This is a genomic window from Pseudomonas sp. K5002 (assembly GCF_013386655.1).
In the GTDB taxonomy this organism is placed as follows: Bacteria; Pseudomonadota; Gammaproteobacteria; order Pseudomonadales; family Pseudomonadaceae; genus Aquipseudomonas.
This window is the reverse complement of sequence record NZ_JACARK010001367.1, coordinates 1-540: the sequence shown is the minus strand read 5'-3', so window position 1 is coordinate 540 and position 540 is coordinate 1. Positions and strand designations below refer to the sequence as shown.

Here is a 540-nt window from a genome sequence, read left to right as displayed (position 1 = left end):
CGATTGGGCGCTCGATTCGGGCTGGCGCGTGGGCGTGCTGGGCGGTTATTCGAAGACCGACCTGGACACCACCGGCGTCGACGGCAGCGTCGACAGCTGGCACGCCGGCGTCTACGCCATGCGCCAGAGCGGACCGCTGGCCTTGCGCCTGGGTGCTGCGTACAGCGGGCACCAGGGAGACAGTAAACGTACGGTGGCCTTTGACGGTTTCAACGATCGGCCCAAAGGTGACTACGACGCCGACAGCCAACAAGCCTTCGCCGAACTGGGTTATGCCATGGGCAGCGGGCGCCTGAGCGCCGAGCCGTTCGCCAACCTCGGCTACCAGCGCTACCACCGCGACAGCTACAACGAAAAAGGCGGCGCCGCCGCCCTGCATGTCGAAGGGCAAACCCAGGACAATTTCAGCAGCACCTTCGGCCTGCGCCTGGCGCACTTGAGCCAGCTGGACAACGGCATCAGTCTCACGCCGCGGGTCAGCGCCGGCTGGAAACACACCTACGGCGACGTGGACAGCAGCACCCGCCAGGCCTTCCTGAT

Annotated in this window: 1 protein-coding gene; it reads left to right on the top strand. The window is 66.1% G+C overall.

The features are described 5' to 3' along the window. A partial coding sequence (locus tag HX846_RS36420) for an autotransporter outer membrane beta-barrel domain-containing protein (protein WP_178967370.1) occupies window positions 1-540 on the top strand: 540 nt, incomplete at both ends.